The organism is Pararhizobium sp. O133, assembly GCF_051669845.1.
Classification (GTDB): Bacteria; Pseudomonadota; Alphaproteobacteria; order Rhizobiales; family Rhizobiaceae; genus Pararhizobium.
In genome coordinates this window covers 3,169,390-3,186,067 of the sequence record NZ_CP196426.1, presented here as the reverse complement: position 1 = coordinate 3,186,067, position 16,678 = coordinate 3,169,390, and the positions used below count along the sequence as shown (strand labels likewise).

Here is a 16,678-nt window from a genome sequence, read left to right as displayed (position 1 = left end):
AAAAATGTTGCAGCCAAAGCGCACTAAGTACCGCAAGCAGTTCAAGGGACGCATCAAGGGCGTCGCCAAGGGCGGTTCCGACCTTGCTTTCGGTGAATTCGGCCTGAAGTCTCAGGAGCCGAACCGTGTGAACGCTCGTGAAATCGAAGCGGCTCGCCGCGCGATCACCCGTCACATGAAGCGTGCGGGTCGTGTATGGATCCGCGTATTCCCAGACGTACCGGTCACGGCGAAGCCGACCGAAGTCCGCATGGGTAAAGGTAAGGGTTCGGTCGAATACTGGGCAGCGAAGGTCAAGCCCGGCCGAATGATGTTTGAAATCGACGGCGTCAGCGAAGAACTTGCCCGCGAGGCACTTCGCCTTGGTGCTGCGAAACTCTCTGTCAAGACGCGCTTCGTACAGCGCATTGCAGAGTAAGGAGTAAAGCCCATGAAAGCCGAAACCGTTCGCGCGCTCAGCGCCGACCAGCTCAACGAAGAGCTTGCCAAGCTGAAGAAAGAGCAGTTCAACCTGCGTTTCCAGAAGGCCACCGGCCAGCTCGAAAAGTCGTCGCGCATCAATGAAGTCCGCAAGGACATTGCGCGCGTCAAAACCATTGCCCGCCAGAAGGCGGCAGAAGCCAAGGCTTAAGGATCCAAGAATATGCCAAAACGCATTCTGCAGGGCACAGTCGTCAGCGACAAGAACGATAAGACCGTCGTGGTCCGCGTCGAGCGTCGCTTCGCGCACCCGATCTTCCAGAAGACCGTTCGCCGGTCCAAGAAGTACAAGGCGCATGACGAGAACAACCAGTACAAGGTCGGCGACCAGGTTTCCATCGAGGAATGCGCGCCGATCTCCAAGGACAAGACCTGGACGGTCGTTTCCGTCCAGGCCTAATTCTTAAGACTTTCTCGTCTGGCCCTTGCGTCAGCCGAGAAAATCTGTATGAAGCAGCGCAAGGACGCTCGGTTACGAGCGTTCTTTTGCTTTGAGCGCACGGAAGGTCCGTTTTCGGAAACCACCCTGGCAACGATCGATCCCGCGCGAGAACAGAAATTGACAAGCTGGAACAGGGGGCCCTCCGTCAGAAGAGGTCGGCCCAACCGGTCCGGTCACAACAAGAAGGCGACCTGACATGATTCAGATGCAAACAAACCTCGACGTGGCGGATAATTCCGGCGCACGTCGTGTCATGTGCATCAAGGTGCTGGGCGGCTCCAAGCGCAAGTACGCTTCGGTCGGCGACATTATCGTCGTTTCGATCAAGGAAGCTATTCCGCGCGGCCGCGTCAAGAAGGGTGATGTGATGAAGGCGGTTGTTGTTCGCACCGCCAAGGACATCCGTCGTCCGGACGGCAGCGTCATCCGGTTCGATAACAACGCAGCCGTTCTTATCGACAACAAGAAAGAGCCGATCGGCACCCGTATCTTCGGACCGGTTCCGCGCGAACTCCGCGCCAAGAACCACATGAAGATCATCTCGCTGGCTCCAGAAGTACTGTAAGGAGCGATAGAGATGCAAAAGATTCGCAAGGGCGACAAGGTCGTCGTATTGACCGGCAAGGACAAGGGCCGTTCCGGAGAAGTTCTCCAGGTTCTGCCGAAGGAAGATCGGGCTGTAGTGCGTGGCGTGAACATGGTGAAGCGTCACCAGCGCCAGACCCAGAGCCAGGAAGCCGGCATCATCAACAAGGAAGCGTCGATCCATCTGTCGAACATCGCGATCGTTGACCCGCAGGACGGCAAGCCGACCCGCGTTGGTTTCAAGATCGATGGCGACAAGAAGGTTCGTGTTTCGAAGCGTTCGGGAGTGTCGATCGATGGCTGACACCAAGAAGTATGAGCCCCGTCTGAAGACGGATTATGTCGAGCGCATCACCAAGGCGATGCAGGAGAAGTTCTCCTACGCCAACGTCATGCAGATCCCGCGCCTCGACAAGATCGTCATCAACATGGGCGTTGGCGAATCGACCGCTGATTCCAAGAAGCCGAGCGTTGCCGCAGCTGATCTCGCTGCCATCGCTGGTCAGAAGCCGGTCATCACCAAGGCCCGCAACTCCATCGCCGGCTTCAAGCTGCGCGAAGGCATGCCGATCGGCGCAAAGGTTACCCTGCGCGGCGTTCGCATGTATGAATTCCTGGATCGCCTGATCAACATCGCGCTGCCGCGCGTTCGAGATTTCCGCGGCCTGAATCCGAAGAGCTTTGACGGCCGTGGCAACTTCGCCATGGGCATCAAGGAGCACATTGTGTTCCCGGAGATCAACTACGACAAGGTTGATCAGATGTGGGGCATGGACATCATCGTTTGCACGACGGCAACGAACGACGACGAAGCACGCGCTCTGCTCACAGAGTTCAACTTCCCGTTTCGCCAGTAAGCCGTAACGACAAGCAGAAGGATAAGTTGAATGGCGAAGACGAGCGCAATTGAAAAGAACAATCGCCGCCGTAAGTCGGTTGCCCAGGATGCCTCCAAGCGGGCAGCCCTGAAGGCGATCATCATGAACCAGTCCCTTCCGATCGAGGATCGCTTCAAGGCGACTCTGAAGTTGGCGAGCCTGCCGCGTGACGGCTCCAAGACCCGCATTCGCAACCGTTGCGAAGTGACCGGTCGCCCGCGCGCATATTATCGCAAACTGAAGATGTCGCGTATTGCGCTTCGTGAACTTGGCAATTTCGGCAAGGTGCCGGGCATTGTTAAGTCGAGCTGGTAAGGAGACTGACACATGGCAATGACAGATCCGCTGGGCGATATGCTCACCCGTATCCGCAACGGTGCTGCACGCCGCAAGTCGAGTGTTTCCACTCCGGCTTCGAAGCTGCGCGCACGCGTTCTGGATGTCCTTCAGGCTGAAGGCTACATCCGCGGCTACTCGGAAACTGAATTCGGCAACGGCAAGGCCGAGCTGAACATCGAACTGAAATACTATGAAGGTGCGTCGGTGATCCGTGAGATCGGCCGCGTATCGAAGCCGGGCCGCCGGGTTTATGTCTCGGTCAAGTCCATTCCGCAGGTCGCGAACGGTCTCGGCATCACCATCCTTTCGACTCCGAAGGGTGTGATGGCCGATCATCAGGCACGCGAACAGAACGTAGGCGGCGAGGTTCTTTGCTCCGTATTCTAATACGGCGCAAGGATCTCCATAACGGACAGACAAGGTAAAACAATGTCTCGTATCGGTAAGAAGCCCGTTCCGGTTCCAGCAGGTGTCACGGCCACGGTTAATGGCCAGACGGTTACTGCAAAGGGCCCGAAGGGCGAACTCTTCTTCGTTGCTAACGATGAAGTTGTCGTAAAGCTGGAAGACAACAACGCGGTTTCGGTCGCTCCGGTTGACCAGTCCAAGGATGCTCGCTCGAAGTGGGGCATGTCCCGCACGATGATCGAAAACATCTTCAAGGGCGTCAAGGACGGCTACGAGCGCAAGCTCGAAATCAACGGCGTCGGTTATCGCGCGTCGCTCCAGGGCAAGAACCTGCAGCTGGCTCTCGGTTTCAGCCACGACGTGGTCTACCAGACTCCTGAAGGCATCACCATTGCTGTGCCGAAGCCGACGGAAATCGTCGTCACCGGCATCAACAAGCAGCAGGTCGGCCAGGTTGCCGCGGAAATCCGCGAATACCGTGGCCCCGAGCCCTACAAGGGCAAGGGTGTCAAGTATGCCGGCGAGCGGATCGTCCGCAAAGAAGGCAAGAAGAAGTAAGGATCACGCGAAATGGCTACAAGAAAAGATGTACTTGTGCGTCGCGCCGCTCGCGTGCGCCGTCAAGTCAAGGCAGTGGCCAACGGCCGTCTGCGCCTGTCCGTTCATCGCTCGTCGAAGAACATCTATGCACAGGTTATCGATGATGTTGCTGGCAAGACGCTCGCGTCTGCCTCGACACTCGACACGGATCTGCGTTCGTCGCTCAAGACGGGCGCTGACACGGCAGCTGCTGCTGCCGTTGGCAAGCTCCTTGCAGAGCGCGCCTCGAAGGCTGGTGTCAAGGACGTCGTCTTTGACCGTGGCGCCTTCATCTATCACGGCCGCGTCAAGGCGCTCGCCGAGGCAGCCCGCGAGGGTGGCCTGAACTTCTGATGCAATTTCCAGGCGTCCGCGTCTGGACTCGACCAAGTTGCACGGATAATACCCGGTCGCTTCGGTTCAATGAAACCGAAGCGACTTTTGTCAATCTGCCGATTGCACCCGGAAAAGAAAAAGGAAAAGGACAATGGCACAGGAAAAAAGAGGTTCTCGCGACGATCGCCAGAACCGCGAGGAGCGCGACAGCGAATTCGTCGATAAGCTCGTCGCCATCAACCGCGTCGCAAAAGTCGTTAAGGGCGGCCGTCGTTTCGGCTTTGCTGCTCTCGTCGTCGTTGGTGACCAGAAGGGCCGGGTTGGCTTCGGTCATGGCAAGGCGCGCGAAGTGCCGGAAGCCATCCGCAAGGCGACCGAAGCTGCCAAGCGCGAACTGATCTTCGTTCCGCTGCGTTCGGGCCGCACGCTTCATCACGACGTCCATGGCCGTCACGGCGCAGGCAAGGTTCTGCTGCGTGCCGCCAAGGCCGGTACCGGCATCATCGCCGGTGGTCCGATGCGCGCAGTCTTCGAAACGCTCGGCATGCACGACGTTGTTGCGAAGTCGACCGGTTCGTCGAACCCGTACAACATGATTCGCGCCACGTTCGACGCTCTCAAGAGCCAGATGCACCCGAAGGATATCGCAGCTCAGCGCGGCATGAAGTATGCCACTCTGCAGGGCCGTCGCGCATCCGCCGGCGTTGCTTCCGAAGAATAAGGGAGCCTGAACAATGGCCAAGAAAGCTACCACAGTGTCTGAAAAGGCAACGGTTACCGTCGAACAGATCGGTAGCCCCATTCGTCGCCCGAACGTTCAGCGTCAGACGCTGATCGGCCTTGGGCTGAACAAGATGCATCGGGTTCGCACGTTGGAAGATACGCCTTCCGTCCGTGGCATGATCCGTGCCGTCCAGCACCTCGTTCGCGTCGTCGACGAGAAGTGAGGGGGAAACAGTCATGAAACTGAATGAAATCAAGGACAACGAAGGTTCGACCAAGAACCGCAAGCGTCTTGGTCGCGGTATCGGCTCCGGCTCCGGCAAGACCGGTGGTCGCGGTGTCAAGGGTCAGAAGGCTCGCTCGGGCGTTGCCATCAACGGCTTCGAAGGCGGCCAGATGCCAATCTACCGCCGTCTGCCGAAGCGTGGCTTCAACAACATCTTCCGTTCGGACTTTGTTGTCGTGTCGCTCGGCCGCATCCAGACCGCCATCGACGCCAAGAAGCTCGATGCTTCCGCAACGATCGATGCCGCAGCCCTGACAGCTGCTGGTGTCATTCGCCGCGCCAAGGACGGCGTTCGCGTTCTGGCCGACGGTGAACTGAAGGCAAAGGCAACGATCGAAGTTGCCGGCGCTTCCAAGCCCGCGATCGAAAAGATTGAAAAGGCTGGCGGTTCGATCAAGCTGCTTTCGGGCGCTGCTGAATAAATTGTTGCTCATGAACCGCCCGGGGTGCTTCACACCGGGCGGTTTTGCGCCCATATGACCTGACGGAATAGGCGGCGGTTTGTCCGGCGCAAAACATTGAACGGGAACCACGGTAAGGCGCGTGATTGCGATGCAGTCCTTTCCAAACCGGTTTTCATAAAAAGAAGATAGCTATTTCCGGAGCTGACCGGGTTATCCCGCGGGTTCCGAACTGGCTACGCGGAGAATTGCATGGCTTCTGCAGCGGAACAGCTCGCCTCCAACTTGAATTTTGCGACTTTCGCCAAAGCGGAAGATTTGAAACGACGCCTCTGGTTCACCCTTGGTGCGCTTCTCGTGTATCGACTCGGCACTTATATCCCGTTGCCGGGCCTCAATCCTGAAGCCTTTGCCCAAGCCTTTGCCGGCCAGAGCGGTGGCATTCTCGGTCTCTTCAACATGTTCTCGGGCGGCGCTGTCGAGCGCATGGCGATCTTCGCCCTCGGTATCATGCCGTATATTTCCGCCTCCATCATTGTTCAGCTGATGACCTCCGTGGTTCCGTCGCTTGAGCAATTGAAGAAGGAAGGCGAGCAGGGCCGCAAGGTCATCAACCAGTACACCCGCTACGGTACCGTGCTGCTCGGCACGCTGCAGGCCTATGGCATTGCGGTCGGCCTCGAGAGCGGCAATGGCCTTGTCGTCGATCCCGGCTGGTTCTTCCGGATCTCGACGGTCATTTCGCTGCTTGGCGGCACCATGTTCCTGATGTGGCTGGGTGAACAGATCACCTCGCGCGGCATCGGCAACGGTATTTCGCTGATCATCTTCGCCGGCATCGTCGCACATCTGCCGACTGCCATGGCCAGCACGCTCGAACTCGGCCGCACCGGCGCCCTATCGACGCCGCTTATCCTGATGATCATTGTCATGGTCGTCGCCGTCATCGCGCTGATCGTCTTTGTAGAGCGTGCCCAGAGGCGGCTTTTGATCCAGTATCCGAAGCGCCAGGTCGGCAACAAGATGTTCCAGGGCGACACCTCGCACCTGCCGCTGAAGCTCAACACGGCCGGCGTCATTCCGGCGATCTTCGCCTCGTCGCTGCTGCTCCTGCCGGCAACGCTGGCTGGTTTTGCCAACAGTGCCGCCCTGCCGTCCTGGGCGACCACGATCGTTGCGGCGCTCGGCCATGGCCAGCCGCTCTACATGGTGCTCTACGGCGCCATGATCGCCTTCTTCGCCTTCTTCTACACGGCCATCGTCTTCAATCCGAAGGACACGGCCGACAACCTGAAGAAGCACGGCGGCTTTATCCTCGGCATTCGCCCGGGCGAGCGCACCGCCGAATATATCGACTACGTGCTGACGCGCATCACGGTGCTTGGTGCCATCTACCTGATGTTCGTCTGCATCCTGCCTGAAGTCATGATCGCGCAGACTGGCGTGCCGTTCTACCTTGGTGGTACGTCGCTTTTGATTGTTGTCAGCGTCACCCTTGATACTGTAGCACAGATCCAGGGTCACCTGATTGCCCAGCAGTATGAGGGGCTGATCAAGAAATCAAAGCTGCGTGGAGGAAAGAGGGGCCGATGAGACTGATATTCTTGGGACCGCCGGGAGCAGGCAAGGGAACTCAGGCCAAGCTGCTGACGGAAAAGTACGGTATTCCGCAATTGTCCACCGGCGACATGCTCCGGGCGGCCGTTCAAGCCGAGACGGATGTGGGCAAGCGTGCGAAGGCCGTCATGGATGCCGGTCAACTGGTATCGGACGAGATCGTCAACGAGATTGTTTCGGACCGCATCGATTCGGCCGATTGCGCCAAGGGTTTCATCCTGGATGGATACCCACGCACCGTTCCGCAGGCGATCGCACTCGGCAAGATGCTGGAAGGCAAGGGCTTGCGGCTCGATTCGGTCATCGAACTGAAAGTCGATGAAGATGCGCTTGTACGCCGGATCGAGAATCGCGTAGCAGAAACCATTGCCGCAGGCGGCAAGGTTCGTTCCGATGACAATCCGGAAGCGTTCAAGAAGCGTCTTGTCGAATACCGCGAAAAGACGGCACCGCTGTCGCAGCACTATTCTGCGACCGGCGCGTTGAAGACGGTTGATGGAATGGCGGCGGTCGAGACCGTTACCTCCGAAATCAACAGGATCCTGGCGTCAGCTTCGGCCGATGCCTGAAAATGACTGCCGGGGGAGTTGACTTTTGCGGTCGATTCCTTCAAAGACCGCGCTAACTCGCAACATGCAGGGATCGGCGCGGATTTCGAGACGAAGTCCGGGCGCGATTCTTTTGACGTGTTCCGAACAGAATTTTAACTGTCGCCTCCACTGCGGGGGCGTGAAACCAAAAACCTCTTGCCGGATGGCAACGGGAAGCAAGGAGAATACGCGTGGCACGTATCGCTGGCGTCAACATCCCGACAAGCAAGCGCGTCGTCATCGCGCTTCGTTACATTCACGGGATCGGAGCGAAGTTCGCACAGGAAATCGTTGAGAAGGTCGGTATCCCGGCTGAACGTCGTGTGCACCAACTGACGGATGCCGAAGTTCTGGCAATCCGCGAAACTATCGACCGCGATTACCAGGTTGAAGGCGACCTGCGCCGCGAGACCTCGATGAACATCAAGCGTCTGATGGACCTGGGCTGCTACCGCGGTCTGCGTCATCGTCGCTCGCTGCCGGTTCGCGGCCAGCGCACGCACACCAATGCCCGCACCCGCAAGGGCCCGGCAAAGGCGATTGCTGGCAAGAAGAAGTAATTTCCCTGAATTGGGAAATGCAGGGGCTGGCGTTCCACGCCGGCCTCTTTTGTGGTTTCGGAAGGGCGCCCCGTTGCGTCCCTCCGGTGGAGCTGCTGGAGCTACGGCAGTGACGATATCGCCGCGCAGATTGGCTTATCCGCTGCGCATGACTGAAAATTCAGGGCAGGGGTTTTTCCCCGGCCCGGTGGAGCCGCTGGCACTACGGCGGTGCAGAGATCAACGAAAGGTATACTATGGCCAAGGAAGCCACACGCGTTCGCCGTCGCGAACGGAAAAACATCTCCACGGGCGTCGCGCACGTCAATTCGTCGTTCAACAACACGATGATCACCATCACCGACGCACAGGGCAACGCCATTGCCTGGTCCTCGGCTGGTTCCAAGGGCTTCAAGGGCTCGCGCAAGTCGACCCCGTTCGCAGCCCAGATGGCTGCTGAAGATGCGGCCAAGAAGGCTCAGGAACACGGCATGAAGACGCTCGAAGTCGAAGTTTGCGGCCCGGGTTCCGGCCGTGAATCGGCCCTGCGGGCGCTGCAGGCTGCCGGCTTCATGATCACCTCGATCCGTGACGTGACCCCGATCCCGCACAACGGCTGCCGCCCGCGCAAGAAGCGCCGCGTTTAATTTTACGCATTCATCCTGCCGGTGAGAGAGCGATCTCTCCCGGCGCTTCAAGGCTCGGTTGCCACGATTGGATGGTGGCAACGAACGGAAGGCAAGACATATGATTCAGAAAAACTGGCAGGAACTGATCAAGCCGAACAAGGTCGAGTTCTCCTCTTCCGGCCGCACCAAGGTTAGCCTTGTTGCCGAGCCGCTGGAGCGGGGCTTTGGCCTGACCCTCGGCAACGCGCTTCGCCGCGTTCTTCTGTCGTCGCTTCGTGGCGCTGCTGTCACCGCAGTGCAGATCGACGGCGTCCTGCACGAGTTCTCCTCCATCCCGGGCGTTCGGGAAGACGTGACGGACATCGTGCTCAACATCAAGGAAATCGCCATCAAGATGGATGGCGACGACGCAAAGCGCATGGTCGTGCGCAAGCAGGGTCCGGGCGTTGTGACCGCCGGTGACATCCAGACGGTTGGCGATATCGAAATCCTCAACCCGAACCATGTGATCTGCACCCTCGACGAGGGCGCCGAGATCCGCATGGAATTCACCGTCAACAACGGCAAGGGCTACGTTCCTGCTGACCGCAACCGTTCGGAAGATGCACCGATCGGCCTTATCCCGGTCGACAGCCTGTATTCGCCGGTCAAGAAAGTGTCCTACAAGGTGGAAAACACCCGTGAAGGTCAGGTTCTCGACTACGACAAGCTGTCGATGCAGATCGAAACCGATGGCTCGGTGACCGGTGAAGATGCAGTCGCTTTCGCGGCCCGCATCCTTCAGGACCAGCTCGGCGTTTTCGTCAACTTCGACGAACCGCAGAAGGAAGCCGAAGAAGAAGCCGTTACCGAACTGGCGTTCAACCCGGCACTGCTCAAGAAGGTCGACGAACTGGAACTTTCCGTCCGTTCGGCCAACTGCCTGAAGAACGACAACATCGTTTACATCGGCGATCTCATTCAGAAGACCGAAGCCGAAATGCTTCGCACTCCGAACTTTGGTCGCAAGTCGCTGAACGAAATCAAGGAAGTTCTCGCTTCCATGGGCCTGCACCTCGGCATGGAAGTGCCGGCATGGCCACCCGAGAACATCGAAGATCTCGCCAAGCGTTACGAAGACCAATATTAATCAAACAAAAGGCAGGTTAACCCTCTGCCTTTCCCCGTCAAACAGCAGGCTCCGCGAGGAAGTCTGTATGTGCCAGGAAACGGCAGGCCCATACAACGAAACGGGCACCTGCATTTAAAGGAGAATAGCAATGCGCCATGGTGTAGCCGGCCGCAAGCTGAATAGAACTGCAAGCCATCGCAAGGCAATGTTTGCCAATATGGCTGCTTCGCTCATCGAGCATGAGCAGATCATCACCACCCTGCCGAAGGCAAAGGAAATCCGTCCGATCGTCGAGAAGCTCGTCACGCTCGGCAAGCGCGGTGACCTGCATGCCCGTCGTCAGGCCATCTCGCAAATCCGCGACGTTGCCGTCGTCGGCAAGCTGTTCGATGCAATCGCCTCGCGTTACGCCACCCGCAACGGCGGCTACCTGCGCATCATGAAGGCCGGCTATCGTCACGGCGACAACGCGGCTCTGGCCGTCATCGAATTCGTTGATCGCGATCCTTCGGCCAAGGGCGCCAAAGACATCGCTCGCGTTGCCGCCGAAGCAGAAGCTGCGGACGCCGCATAAGATTTCTGTTCATCGGAATTTTTCAAGACAGCCGGGCCGAAAGCCCGGCTGTTTCGCGTTTGGACACCTGCCGGCGCATTTTCACGCTTCCGCCGTCTTTGCTTTCTATCCCTGACGTCCTATCTGTGTTTCCCACATTTCCTTTCGGCAGGTATCCCGCATGATCCGTTCGCCCCGTACTCTCGTCCTGTCCACCATGGCCGGGCTGGCGCTTTTTGCCGGCGCGGTGCATTTCGGATTCGCCCGTAGCGCGCAATCCGATGGCGTCGATAGTCTCCACACCGGCGCGACCGTCGCCCAGTCGCAGGAGCAGCCAGAAAAGGCATTGCCGCAGAGCCGCACGGAAATGCAGCTCTCCTTCGCGCCGCTGGTCAAGCAGACGGCCAATGCCGTGGTGAACGTCTATGCCGAGAAGACCATCGAGCGACGCTCGCCGTTCGCCGATGATCCGTTCTTCGAGCAGTTCTTCGGCCAGCAGATGCCGAATCGGTCGCAGAAGCAGTCGTCGCTCGGCTCCGGCGTGATCGTCGGCAAGAACGGCATTGTCGTCACCAACAATCACGTGATTGCTGATGCCGACGACATCAAGGTGGCGCTCGCCGATGGCCGGGAGTTCGAAAGCACCGTCATCCTCAAGGACGACCGGCTCGATCTGGCGGTGCTCAAGATCAAGTCCGACGGCCCCTTCGACATCGTTCCACTCGGCGATTCCGATGCGGTCGAGGTCGGCGATCTCGTCCTTGCGATCGGTAACCCCTTCGGTGTCGGCCAGACCGTGACCAGCGGCATCGTCTCTGCGCTGGCGCGCAACCAGGTCATCACCGGTGATTTTGGCTTCTTCATCCAGACGGACGCGGCGATCAATCCGGGTAATTCCGGCGGCGGGCTGATCAACATGAACGGTCAGTTGATCGGGATCAACACGGCGATCTTTTCGCGCGGTGGCGGCTCGAACGGCGTGGGCTTCGCCATTCCCGCCAATCTCGTCAAAGTCTTCGTCGCGGCTGCCGAGGGTGGCAATGGCAGTTTCACGCGTCCCTTCATCGGCGCCAGCTTCGAGCCGGTGACCTCCGAGGTTGCCGATGCACTGGGGCTCGACCGGGCGCGCGGCGCGCTGGTGAGCTCGGTCGTGGAAGGCGGCCCGGCGGAAAAGGCCGGCATGAAACCGGGGCAGGTGATCACCGCTGTCAACGGCATCGCCGTCGAGCATCCGGATGCGCTCGGCTATCGCCTGACCACTGTCGGTATCGGCCATCAGGCCAAGGTGACCGTCAGCGAGAACGGCAAGAGCCGCGACCTCGAGCTGACGCTTGCGCAGGCGCCGGAAACCGCGCCACGCGACGAGCGGCTGATCGAGGGGCGCAATCCCTTCGCCGGCGCCATCGTCGGCAACCTGTCGCCACGGCTGGCCGACGAGTTGCATATGCCGACCTCGTCGCAGGGCGTCGTCATTACCGAGATCAATCGCGGATCGCCGGCAGCGCGCGTCGGTTTCCAGCCGAAGGATATCATCATCGCCGTCAATGGCGAGCCGATCGACAAGACGGCGACGCTTGAAACGCTCGCCAAGGATGATCCGTCCTTCTGGCGCGTCGAGATCGAGCGGAATGGCCAGCGCATCCGCCAGTTCTTCCGGTGAGCGATTTGCCAGCCCCAGCCGGTATCGTAGCATGCGAACTGTTGGCTCACCGCCCTGTCCTTGGCAGGGCGACGGACCTTGTTGGGAGCACAGGATGGTAACGCTGTTCGACGAGACGACGCACCGGCCGCTTGCCGATACGCTCCGTCCGGAATCGCTGGACGAGGTCATCGGCCAGCAGCATCTCCTGGGCGAGAACGGTCCGATCGCCCGCATGGTGGCGAGCGGTAGCGTCGGCTCCTTCATCCTTTGGGGGCCGCCTGGCGTCGGCAAGACCACGATCGCGCGGCTGGTGGCGCAGTCGGCGAAGATGGAATTCGTCCAGCTCTCGGCCGTCATGTCCGGCATCGCCGACCTGCGCAAGGTCTTCGACACGGCAAAGAGTAACCGGACCATCGGCCGGCAGACTATCCTGTTCATCGACGAACTGCACCGCTTCAATCGAAGCACGCAGGATGCGCTTCTGCCGCATGTCGAAAACGGCACGGTGATCCTGATCGGCGCCACGACGGAAAACCCGAGCTTCAGCCTGGTCGCCGCGCTTCTATCGCGGATGAAGGTTTTCACGCTGAACCCATTCGATACCGAATCGTCGGAACTGCTTCTTGCTCGCGTCGAAAATTTCATCGGAAAGCGGCTACCGCTGACCGACGAAGCCCGAGCGGCGCTGATCAACATGGCGGATGGCGACGGGCGTTATCTGGTCGGGCTGGCTGATGACGTGCTGGCGCTGAACGAGGCCGAGGATCTCGATATCGCCCGCCTGTCGAAAGCGCTGCAGAAGCGCATGCCGGTCTATGACAAGGCGCAGGATGGCCACTACAATCTGCTGAGCTGCTTCCACAAGAGCCTGCGCGGCAGCGATGTCGATGCGGCGCTCTACTGGGGCGCGCGCATGGTGGATGCCGGCGAGGATCCGACGACGCTGTTCCGGCGGCTGGCCTGCGCTGCCAGCGAAGATGTCGGCATGGCCGACCCCAATGCCATGCCGCAGGTCATCGCCGCCTGGACGGCCTTCGAGCGCATCGGCTGGCCCGAAGGGCGCTTGTTCATCGCCCAGGCAATCGTCTATGTCGCCACCGCGCCGAAATCCAATGCCAGCTACCGATCCTTCGATGCGGCGCTGGACATGGTCCGTCAGACCGGCTCGATCCCGCCACCGAAAAACATCCTCAATGCGCCGACCAAGCTGATGAAGGATCTCGGCTATCACGAGGGCTACAGATACGATCACGATTATCCCGACGCCTTCTCGGGCCAGGAATTCTTCCCCGAAGAGCTGCGCGCCAAGGATACGCGATTCTACAAGCCACAGGAGCGCGGCTTCGAGCGCGAAACGTTGAAGCGCCTGGAATTCTGGCAAAGGCTCAAGCGGGAGCGGAAATAGAAGTAGCTCGATTACCGGCGACGCCACCTACCCGCCCGGTTTTACAAGCGGCATCGAGGCACTGGCGGCCCGGCTCGGCGATGAAGTCGGCATTTCAGCCATGCGGGTCGGGCACTTGTCAGGAACAGACGGCAATGGCATAGAGAAGCCATGCAGACGGCTGCACGGGATCCGACATGATCGACCCGAACATCCGCGAGGACGGCCTCGCTCCTTAAAATGGAGTTGTAAAATGGCCTGGATCATTCTGTTTCTCGCTGGAATTCTCGAAATCGGTTGGGCGATCGGCCTGAAATATACCGAGGGATTCACCAAGCTGATTCCCACGGTCTTGACTGGCCTGTCGATGGTTGCAAGCGTCGTTCTGCTTGGAATTGCCGTGCGCACCCTGCCGCTCGGCACAGCCTACGCCGTCTGGACCGGCATCGGCACCGTCGGCACCGTGATCCTCGGCATCATCCTGTTCCATGAGCCGGCGACGGCCGTGCGCCTTGGTTGTATCGCCCTGATCATCGCCGGCATTGCCGGTTTGAAGCTGACTGCCTGATTTTTCATTTTCGCAAAAAGAAAGACCGCGCCGGCGACGGTGCGGTCTTTCGTGCATTCAGTAATGTCCGGAGATCAGCGCAGGGCGTCGAGCGTCGCGGTCGCAGCCTGCATTTCCCGCCAGCGGTTTTCGCGACGCTGGAAAGCTTCGTCGTCCGTGCCCCAATGCTCGATCTGCCAGTCCTCGTCGACATGCGCCAGCACCCAGGCTTTCTCGGCCGACAGCCGCTGTTCGGCGAATGCGATGGCAAGCAGTGCGGAACCGGTCAGCGTGGTGATCGTATGCAGGCAGGCAAGGCCGAGCGGGGTCGCGAAGGCGCGCAACGCCTCGGCAACGCCGTTGATCGCGGCGCGCGGTTGCGCCTGGTGGACGATGCCTTCGGCGAGGATGAAACGGGCACCGAGCGTATCGGCCGCCCATGTGATCACCGGATCCCAGCGCTCCGCCTGCCGGGTGACAAGGCCTTCCGGCTCGCTGGCGCGGTAGCATAGCAGATCGGTTCCGGCGAAGTTGAGGATGTCGTCGAAAACCGCGCGGGTATCTTTGGAAATGCCGTCGATCGCCGTGTTGGCCAGCCGGGTGATCGGCATCGTTGCCGGGTTGATCTCGTCCGTCTGCGCTTCCCATTCGGCCGCGAGCAGGGCCGCCACTGCAGCGGTCGGGACCGTCAGGGGCTGCTTTGCCGGCGTGCGAACCGCGCGACCGTCGAGCAGGATGGCGTGACCGTTGCCGCTTTCGGCCGGGCCGACGCTCACGGTCTTGTAGAAGCGCTTCGGCAGCGGCTTCAGCATCTGTATCTGCGCCCGGCGCACCGGATCCGGATCCGTGAGGGCGTTCGACAGGTCTTCGCGAATGTCAGCCATGATGCGTCTCCATCCAATCCAGAATATCCTGTGGAGTGCGGGCGATGTGATCCGCACCCGCTTCGACGAGTTCGGCAACCGACGCATAGCCCCAGGCTACGCCGATCGCCGATGCGCCGGCGCTCTTGGCCATCTGCATGTCGTAGATCGCGTCGCCGATGACAACCGTATCCTTGGCGTCGATGCCCGCTTCCGAGCAGCACTCCGTGACCATCGCCGGATGCGGCTTCGACGGACAATCGTCGGCCGTCCGCGAAACAAGGAATGTCTTTTCATACCCGTGGCTTGCACAGATCTGATCAAGCCCGCGCCGTGACTTTCCCGTTACGGCACCCAAAAGCAGTTCGTCGCGCGCCGAAAGGGTCGTGATCATCTCGGCGATACCCGGGAAAAGCGGCTCGCGGAAATCCATTTCGGTCCGGATGCCGCCATAGATTTTCTTGTAATGCGCGGTCATCGCCAAGGCGCGGTCGTCGACATGCGGCTGGTGCATCAGCCGGGCAATGGCAATATCCAGCGTCAGGCCGATGATGCTTTTGGTGGCGTCGAGCGTCACGCGGGCGAGGCCGAAATCCTCGAAGGTCCGGGCCATCACCTCATGGATCAGGCCGGCGCTGTCGACCAGCGTTCCATCGCAATCGAAAAGGGCAAGTTTCATCAGTCGTCGGCTTCCTGCGCGCTCGCCATGTCGAAGCCGATCAGGTTCCAGCTCTGGACCATGTGCTGCGGCATCGGCGCGGTGATGATCAGGCGGCCGCCATCCGGATGTGGGATATCGATGCGCCGGGCATGCAGATGCAGCTTGTTCTGCACGCCACCGGGGAAGGCCCAATTGTATTCCGCGTCGAAATATTTGGGATCGCCGATGATCGGGTGGCCGATATGGGCGGCATGGACGCGCAACTGATGGGTACGGCCGGTATAGGGCTCCATTTCCAACCAGGTGAGATTCTGCCCGGCCTGCTCGATGATCCTGTAGTAGGAGACGGCATGGTCGGCGCCGTCGTCGCCGTGCTTGGCAATGCGCATGCGATCGCCGTCCGGCGTCTGTTCCTTGACGAGCCAGGTGGAGATCTTGTCCTCGCGCTTGCGCGGTACGCCCTTGACCAGCGCCCAATAGGTTTTCTTGGTGTCGCGTTCACGGAAGGCGGCGGTCAGCTTCTGCGCCGCGCCACGGGTACGGGCGATCACCAGCACGCCGGACGTATCGCGGTCGAGGCGGTGAACGAGGCGCGGCTTTTCGCCCTTGGGGCTGGTCCAGGCCTCGAGCATGTCGTCGATATGGCGGTTGATGCCGGAGCCGCCCTGGACGGCGATACCGGGCGGCTTGTTGAGGACGATCACCTTGGCATCTTCATGCAGCAGCATGCGCGACAGCAGTTCGTGGTCGGATGCATGGCGAAGGTCGCGCCCGGCAATCGGCCCGGTCTTGGTCTTAGGGTCGACATCCATCGGCGGGATGCGCACGACCTGGCCCGGCTGGACGCGGGTATCCGATTTCACCCGGCCGCCATCAATGCGGACCTGACCCGAACGCAGGAGTTTCTGCAGCGGCCCGAAACCGAGGCCCGGATAATGCACCTTGAACCAGCGATCGAGCCGCATGCCCGCTTCGTCGGTCTCGACCTGCTTGTGTTCAATGCCTGCCATCTTGCTTACCCTGCATCCAATTGTCATCGCGCCTCGACAATGGTGCCGACAGGAAACCCGTGCGCAAACTGATGT

General features: G+C 60.0%; 25 protein-coding genes. 22 read left to right on the top strand and 3 right to left on the bottom strand.

The features are described from left to right. The first annotated feature begins 4 nt into the window (after window positions 1-4). The 22 genes from rplP (at window position 5) to sugE (ending at window position 14,090) form a co-directional block, all read left to right on the top strand. Window positions 5-418, top strand: a complete 414-nt coding sequence (gene rplP / locus ACST81_RS15255; RefSeq protein WP_062582470.1) for a 50S ribosomal protein L16 — start codon at window positions 5-7, stop codon at window positions 416-418. Window positions 419-430: 12 nt separating this feature from the next. After that, a complete protein-coding gene (gene rpmC, locus ACST81_RS15250; RefSeq protein ID WP_018328278.1) occupies window positions 431-631 on the top strand; it encodes a 50S ribosomal protein L29 in 201 nt (66 codons plus the stop codon). Between the two features lie 12 nt (window positions 632-643). Further along, entirely contained in the window at window positions 644-880 is a 237-nt protein-coding gene (rpsQ, locus tag ACST81_RS15245) for a 30S ribosomal protein S17 (protein WP_037100601.1), read from the top strand. Window positions 881-1,118: 238 nt separating this feature from the next. Continuing rightward, entirely contained in the window at window positions 1,119-1,487 is a 369-nt protein-coding gene (rplN, locus tag ACST81_RS15240) for a 50S ribosomal protein L14 (protein ID WP_018328276.1), read from the top strand. A 12-nt stretch (window positions 1,488-1,499) separates the two neighbouring features. Beyond that, the gene (gene rplX, locus ACST81_RS15235; RefSeq protein WP_438748942.1) at window positions 1,500-1,811 is read left to right on the top strand and encodes a 50S ribosomal protein L24; all 312 of its coding nucleotides are present in this window, start codon (window positions 1,500-1,502) and stop codon (window positions 1,809-1,811) included. After that, on the top strand, window positions 1,804-2,364 hold the full coding sequence (rplE, locus tag ACST81_RS15230) for a 50S ribosomal protein L5 (RefSeq protein ID WP_438748940.1): 561 nt from the start codon (window positions 1,804-1,806) through the stop codon (window positions 2,362-2,364). The genes rplX and rplE overlap by 8 nt, the downstream gene beginning before the upstream one ends. 30 nt (window positions 2,365-2,394) lie before the next feature. After that, on the top strand, window positions 2,395-2,700 hold the full coding sequence (gene rpsN / locus ACST81_RS15225) for a 30S ribosomal protein S14 (protein WP_037133565.1): 306 nt from the start codon (window positions 2,395-2,397) through the stop codon (window positions 2,698-2,700). Window positions 2,701-2,712: 12 nt separating this feature from the next. Continuing rightward, window positions 2,713-3,111, top strand: coding sequence for a 30S ribosomal protein S8 (gene rpsH, locus ACST81_RS15220; protein ID WP_037169466.1), 399 nt, complete (start codon window positions 2,713-2,715; stop codon window positions 3,109-3,111). A 42-nt stretch (window positions 3,112-3,153) separates the two neighbouring features. Next, window positions 3,154-3,690: a 50S ribosomal protein L6 gene (gene rplF / locus ACST81_RS15215; RefSeq protein ID WP_438748939.1), complete on the top strand. Its 537-nt coding sequence runs from the start codon at window positions 3,154-3,156 to the stop codon at window positions 3,688-3,690. Window positions 3,691-3,702: 12 nt separating this feature from the next. Beyond that, complete coding sequence (rplR, locus tag ACST81_RS15210) at window positions 3,703-4,065, top strand: 50S ribosomal protein L18 (RefSeq protein WP_438748937.1); 363 nt, start codon at window positions 3,703-3,705, stop codon at window positions 4,063-4,065. A gap of 133 nt (window positions 4,066-4,198) precedes the next feature. Next, the gene (rpsE, locus tag ACST81_RS15205) at window positions 4,199-4,768 is read left to right on the top strand and encodes a 30S ribosomal protein S5 (protein WP_438748935.1); all 570 of its coding nucleotides are present in this window, start codon (window positions 4,199-4,201) and stop codon (window positions 4,766-4,768) included. A gap of 13 nt (window positions 4,769-4,781) precedes the next feature. Then, on the top strand, window positions 4,782-4,994 hold the full coding sequence (gene rpmD, locus ACST81_RS15200; protein ID WP_158475802.1) for a 50S ribosomal protein L30: 213 nt from the start codon (window positions 4,782-4,784) through the stop codon (window positions 4,992-4,994). Between the two features lie 13 nt (window positions 4,995-5,007). Beyond that, entirely contained in the window at window positions 5,008-5,478 is a 471-nt protein-coding gene (gene rplO, locus ACST81_RS15195; protein WP_438748933.1) for a 50S ribosomal protein L15, read from the top strand. Window positions 5,479-5,709: 231 nt separating this feature from the next. Further along, on the top strand, window positions 5,710-7,050 hold the full coding sequence (gene secY / locus ACST81_RS15190) for a preprotein translocase subunit SecY (protein ID WP_438748931.1): 1,341 nt from the start codon (window positions 5,710-5,712) through the stop codon (window positions 7,048-7,050). Continuing rightward, window positions 7,047-7,643: an adenylate kinase gene (locus ACST81_RS15185; RefSeq protein ID WP_438748929.1), complete on the top strand. Its 597-nt coding sequence runs from the start codon at window positions 7,047-7,049 to the stop codon at window positions 7,641-7,643. The genes secY and ACST81_RS15185 overlap by 4 nt, the downstream gene beginning before the upstream one ends. A 212-nt stretch (window positions 7,644-7,855) precedes the next feature. Then, complete coding sequence (gene rpsM, locus ACST81_RS15180; RefSeq protein WP_037169481.1) at window positions 7,856-8,224, top strand: 30S ribosomal protein S13; 369 nt, start codon at window positions 7,856-7,858, stop codon at window positions 8,222-8,224. Window positions 8,225-8,460: 236 nt separating this feature from the next. After that, window positions 8,461-8,850 (top strand): 30S ribosomal protein S11, encoded by a 390-nt coding sequence (gene rpsK, locus ACST81_RS15175; protein ID WP_018328263.1) that lies wholly within the window; start codon window positions 8,461-8,463, stop codon window positions 8,848-8,850. A gap of 100 nt (window positions 8,851-8,950) precedes the next feature. After that, complete coding sequence (locus ACST81_RS15170) at window positions 8,951-9,961, top strand: DNA-directed RNA polymerase subunit alpha (protein WP_037100639.1); 1,011 nt, start codon at window positions 8,951-8,953, stop codon at window positions 9,959-9,961. 130 nt (window positions 9,962-10,091) lie between these two features. Further along, window positions 10,092-10,517, top strand: a complete 426-nt coding sequence (gene rplQ, locus ACST81_RS15165) for a 50S ribosomal protein L17 (protein WP_325462645.1) — start codon at window positions 10,092-10,094, stop codon at window positions 10,515-10,517. A gap of 346 nt (window positions 10,518-10,863) precedes the next feature. Continuing rightward, on the top strand, window positions 10,864-12,156 hold the full coding sequence (locus tag ACST81_RS15160) for a DegQ family serine endoprotease (RefSeq protein ID WP_438753593.1): 1,293 nt from the start codon (window positions 10,864-10,866) through the stop codon (window positions 12,154-12,156). A gap of 94 nt (window positions 12,157-12,250) precedes the next feature. Further along, window positions 12,251-13,543, top strand: a complete 1,293-nt coding sequence (locus ACST81_RS15155; RefSeq protein WP_438748927.1) for a replication-associated recombination protein A — start codon at window positions 12,251-12,253, stop codon at window positions 13,541-13,543. Window positions 13,544-13,775: 232 nt separating this feature from the next. After that, on the top strand, window positions 13,776-14,090 hold the full coding sequence (gene sugE, locus ACST81_RS15150) for a quaternary ammonium compound efflux SMR transporter SugE (RefSeq protein ID WP_325462642.1): 315 nt from the start codon (window positions 13,776-13,778) through the stop codon (window positions 14,088-14,090). A 74-nt stretch (window positions 14,091-14,164) separates the two neighbouring features. Here the strand turns inward: sugE and ACST81_RS15145 are convergent, their stop codons facing one another. The 3 genes from ACST81_RS15145 to ACST81_RS15135 are packed head-to-tail and all read right to left on the bottom strand — an operon-like array spanning window position 14,165 to window position 16,603. Continuing rightward, entirely contained in the window at window positions 14,165-14,953 is a 789-nt protein-coding gene (locus tag ACST81_RS15145; RefSeq protein WP_438748925.1) for an ATP12 family chaperone protein, read from the bottom strand. Beyond that, window positions 14,946-15,611 carry an HAD-IA family hydrolase gene (locus ACST81_RS15140; RefSeq protein ID WP_438748923.1) on the bottom strand — a complete coding sequence of 222 codons (666 nt, stop codon included), beginning with the start codon at window positions 15,609-15,611 and terminating at the stop codon, window positions 14,946-14,948. The genes ACST81_RS15145 and ACST81_RS15140 overlap by 8 nt, the downstream gene beginning before the upstream one ends. After that, the gene (locus tag ACST81_RS15135) at window positions 15,611-16,603 is read right to left on the bottom strand and encodes an RluA family pseudouridine synthase (RefSeq protein ID WP_438748922.1); all 993 of its coding nucleotides are present in this window, start codon (window positions 16,601-16,603) and stop codon (window positions 15,611-15,613) included. Before ACST81_RS15135 ends, ACST81_RS15140 begins: the two co-directional genes overlap by 1 nt. Window positions 16,604-16,678: the final 75 nt, after the last annotated feature.

What these genes read in the sequence shown, in the direction of transcription:
- rplP (WP_062582470.1), top strand. Translation starts at nt 5, where the DNA reads ATGTTGCAGCCAAAGCGCACTAAGTACCGCAAGCAGTTCAAGGGACGC.
- rpmC (WP_018328278.1), top strand. Translation starts at nt 431, where the DNA reads ATGAAAGCCGAAACCGTTCGCGCGCTCAGCGCCGACCAGCTCAACGAA.
- rpsQ (WP_037100601.1), top strand. Translation starts at nt 644, where the DNA reads ATGCCAAAACGCATTCTGCAGGGCACAGTCGTCAGCGACAAGAACGAT.
- rplN (WP_018328276.1), top strand. Translation starts at nt 1,119, where the DNA reads ATGATTCAGATGCAAACAAACCTCGACGTGGCGGATAATTCCGGCGCA.
- rplX (WP_438748942.1), top strand. Translation starts at nt 1,500, where the DNA reads ATGCAAAAGATTCGCAAGGGCGACAAGGTCGTCGTATTGACCGGCAAG.
- rplE (WP_438748940.1), top strand. Translation starts at nt 1,804, where the DNA reads ATGGCTGACACCAAGAAGTATGAGCCCCGTCTGAAGACGGATTATGTC.
- rpsN (WP_037133565.1), top strand. Translation starts at nt 2,395, where the DNA reads ATGGCGAAGACGAGCGCAATTGAAAAGAACAATCGCCGCCGTAAGTCG.
- rpsH (WP_037169466.1), top strand. Translation starts at nt 2,713, where the DNA reads ATGGCAATGACAGATCCGCTGGGCGATATGCTCACCCGTATCCGCAAC.
- rplF (WP_438748939.1), top strand. Translation starts at nt 3,154, where the DNA reads ATGTCTCGTATCGGTAAGAAGCCCGTTCCGGTTCCAGCAGGTGTCACG.
- rplR (WP_438748937.1), top strand. Translation starts at nt 3,703, where the DNA reads ATGGCTACAAGAAAAGATGTACTTGTGCGTCGCGCCGCTCGCGTGCGC.
- rpsE (WP_438748935.1), top strand. Translation starts at nt 4,199, where the DNA reads ATGGCACAGGAAAAAAGAGGTTCTCGCGACGATCGCCAGAACCGCGAG.
- rpmD (WP_158475802.1), top strand. Translation starts at nt 4,782, where the DNA reads ATGGCCAAGAAAGCTACCACAGTGTCTGAAAAGGCAACGGTTACCGTC.
- rplO (WP_438748933.1), top strand. Translation starts at nt 5,008, where the DNA reads ATGAAACTGAATGAAATCAAGGACAACGAAGGTTCGACCAAGAACCGC.
- secY (WP_438748931.1), top strand. Translation starts at nt 5,710, where the DNA reads ATGGCTTCTGCAGCGGAACAGCTCGCCTCCAACTTGAATTTTGCGACT.
- ACST81_RS15185 (WP_438748929.1), top strand. Translation starts at nt 7,047, where the DNA reads ATGAGACTGATATTCTTGGGACCGCCGGGAGCAGGCAAGGGAACTCAG.
- rpsK (WP_018328263.1), top strand. Translation starts at nt 8,461, where the DNA reads ATGGCCAAGGAAGCCACACGCGTTCGCCGTCGCGAACGGAAAAACATC.
- ACST81_RS15170 (WP_037100639.1), top strand. Translation starts at nt 8,951, where the DNA reads ATGATTCAGAAAAACTGGCAGGAACTGATCAAGCCGAACAAGGTCGAG.
- rplQ (WP_325462645.1), top strand. Translation starts at nt 10,092, where the DNA reads ATGCGCCATGGTGTAGCCGGCCGCAAGCTGAATAGAACTGCAAGCCAT.
- ACST81_RS15160 (WP_438753593.1), top strand. Translation starts at nt 10,864, where the DNA reads ATGCAGCTCTCCTTCGCGCCGCTGGTCAAGCAGACGGCCAATGCCGTG.
- ACST81_RS15155 (WP_438748927.1), top strand. Translation starts at nt 12,251, where the DNA reads ATGGTAACGCTGTTCGACGAGACGACGCACCGGCCGCTTGCCGATACG.
- sugE (WP_325462642.1), top strand. Translation starts at nt 13,776, where the DNA reads ATGGCCTGGATCATTCTGTTTCTCGCTGGAATTCTCGAAATCGGTTGG.
- ACST81_RS15145 (WP_438748925.1), bottom strand. Translation starts at nt 14,953, where the DNA reads ATGGCTGACATTCGCGAAGACCTGTCGAACGCCCTCACGGATCCGGAT.
- ACST81_RS15140 (WP_438748923.1), bottom strand. Translation starts at nt 15,611, where the DNA reads ATGAAACTTGCCCTTTTCGATTGCGATGGAACGCTGGTCGACAGCGCC.
- ACST81_RS15135 (WP_438748922.1), bottom strand. Translation starts at nt 16,603, where the DNA reads ATGGCAGGCATTGAACACAAGCAGGTCGAGACCGACGAAGCGGGCATG.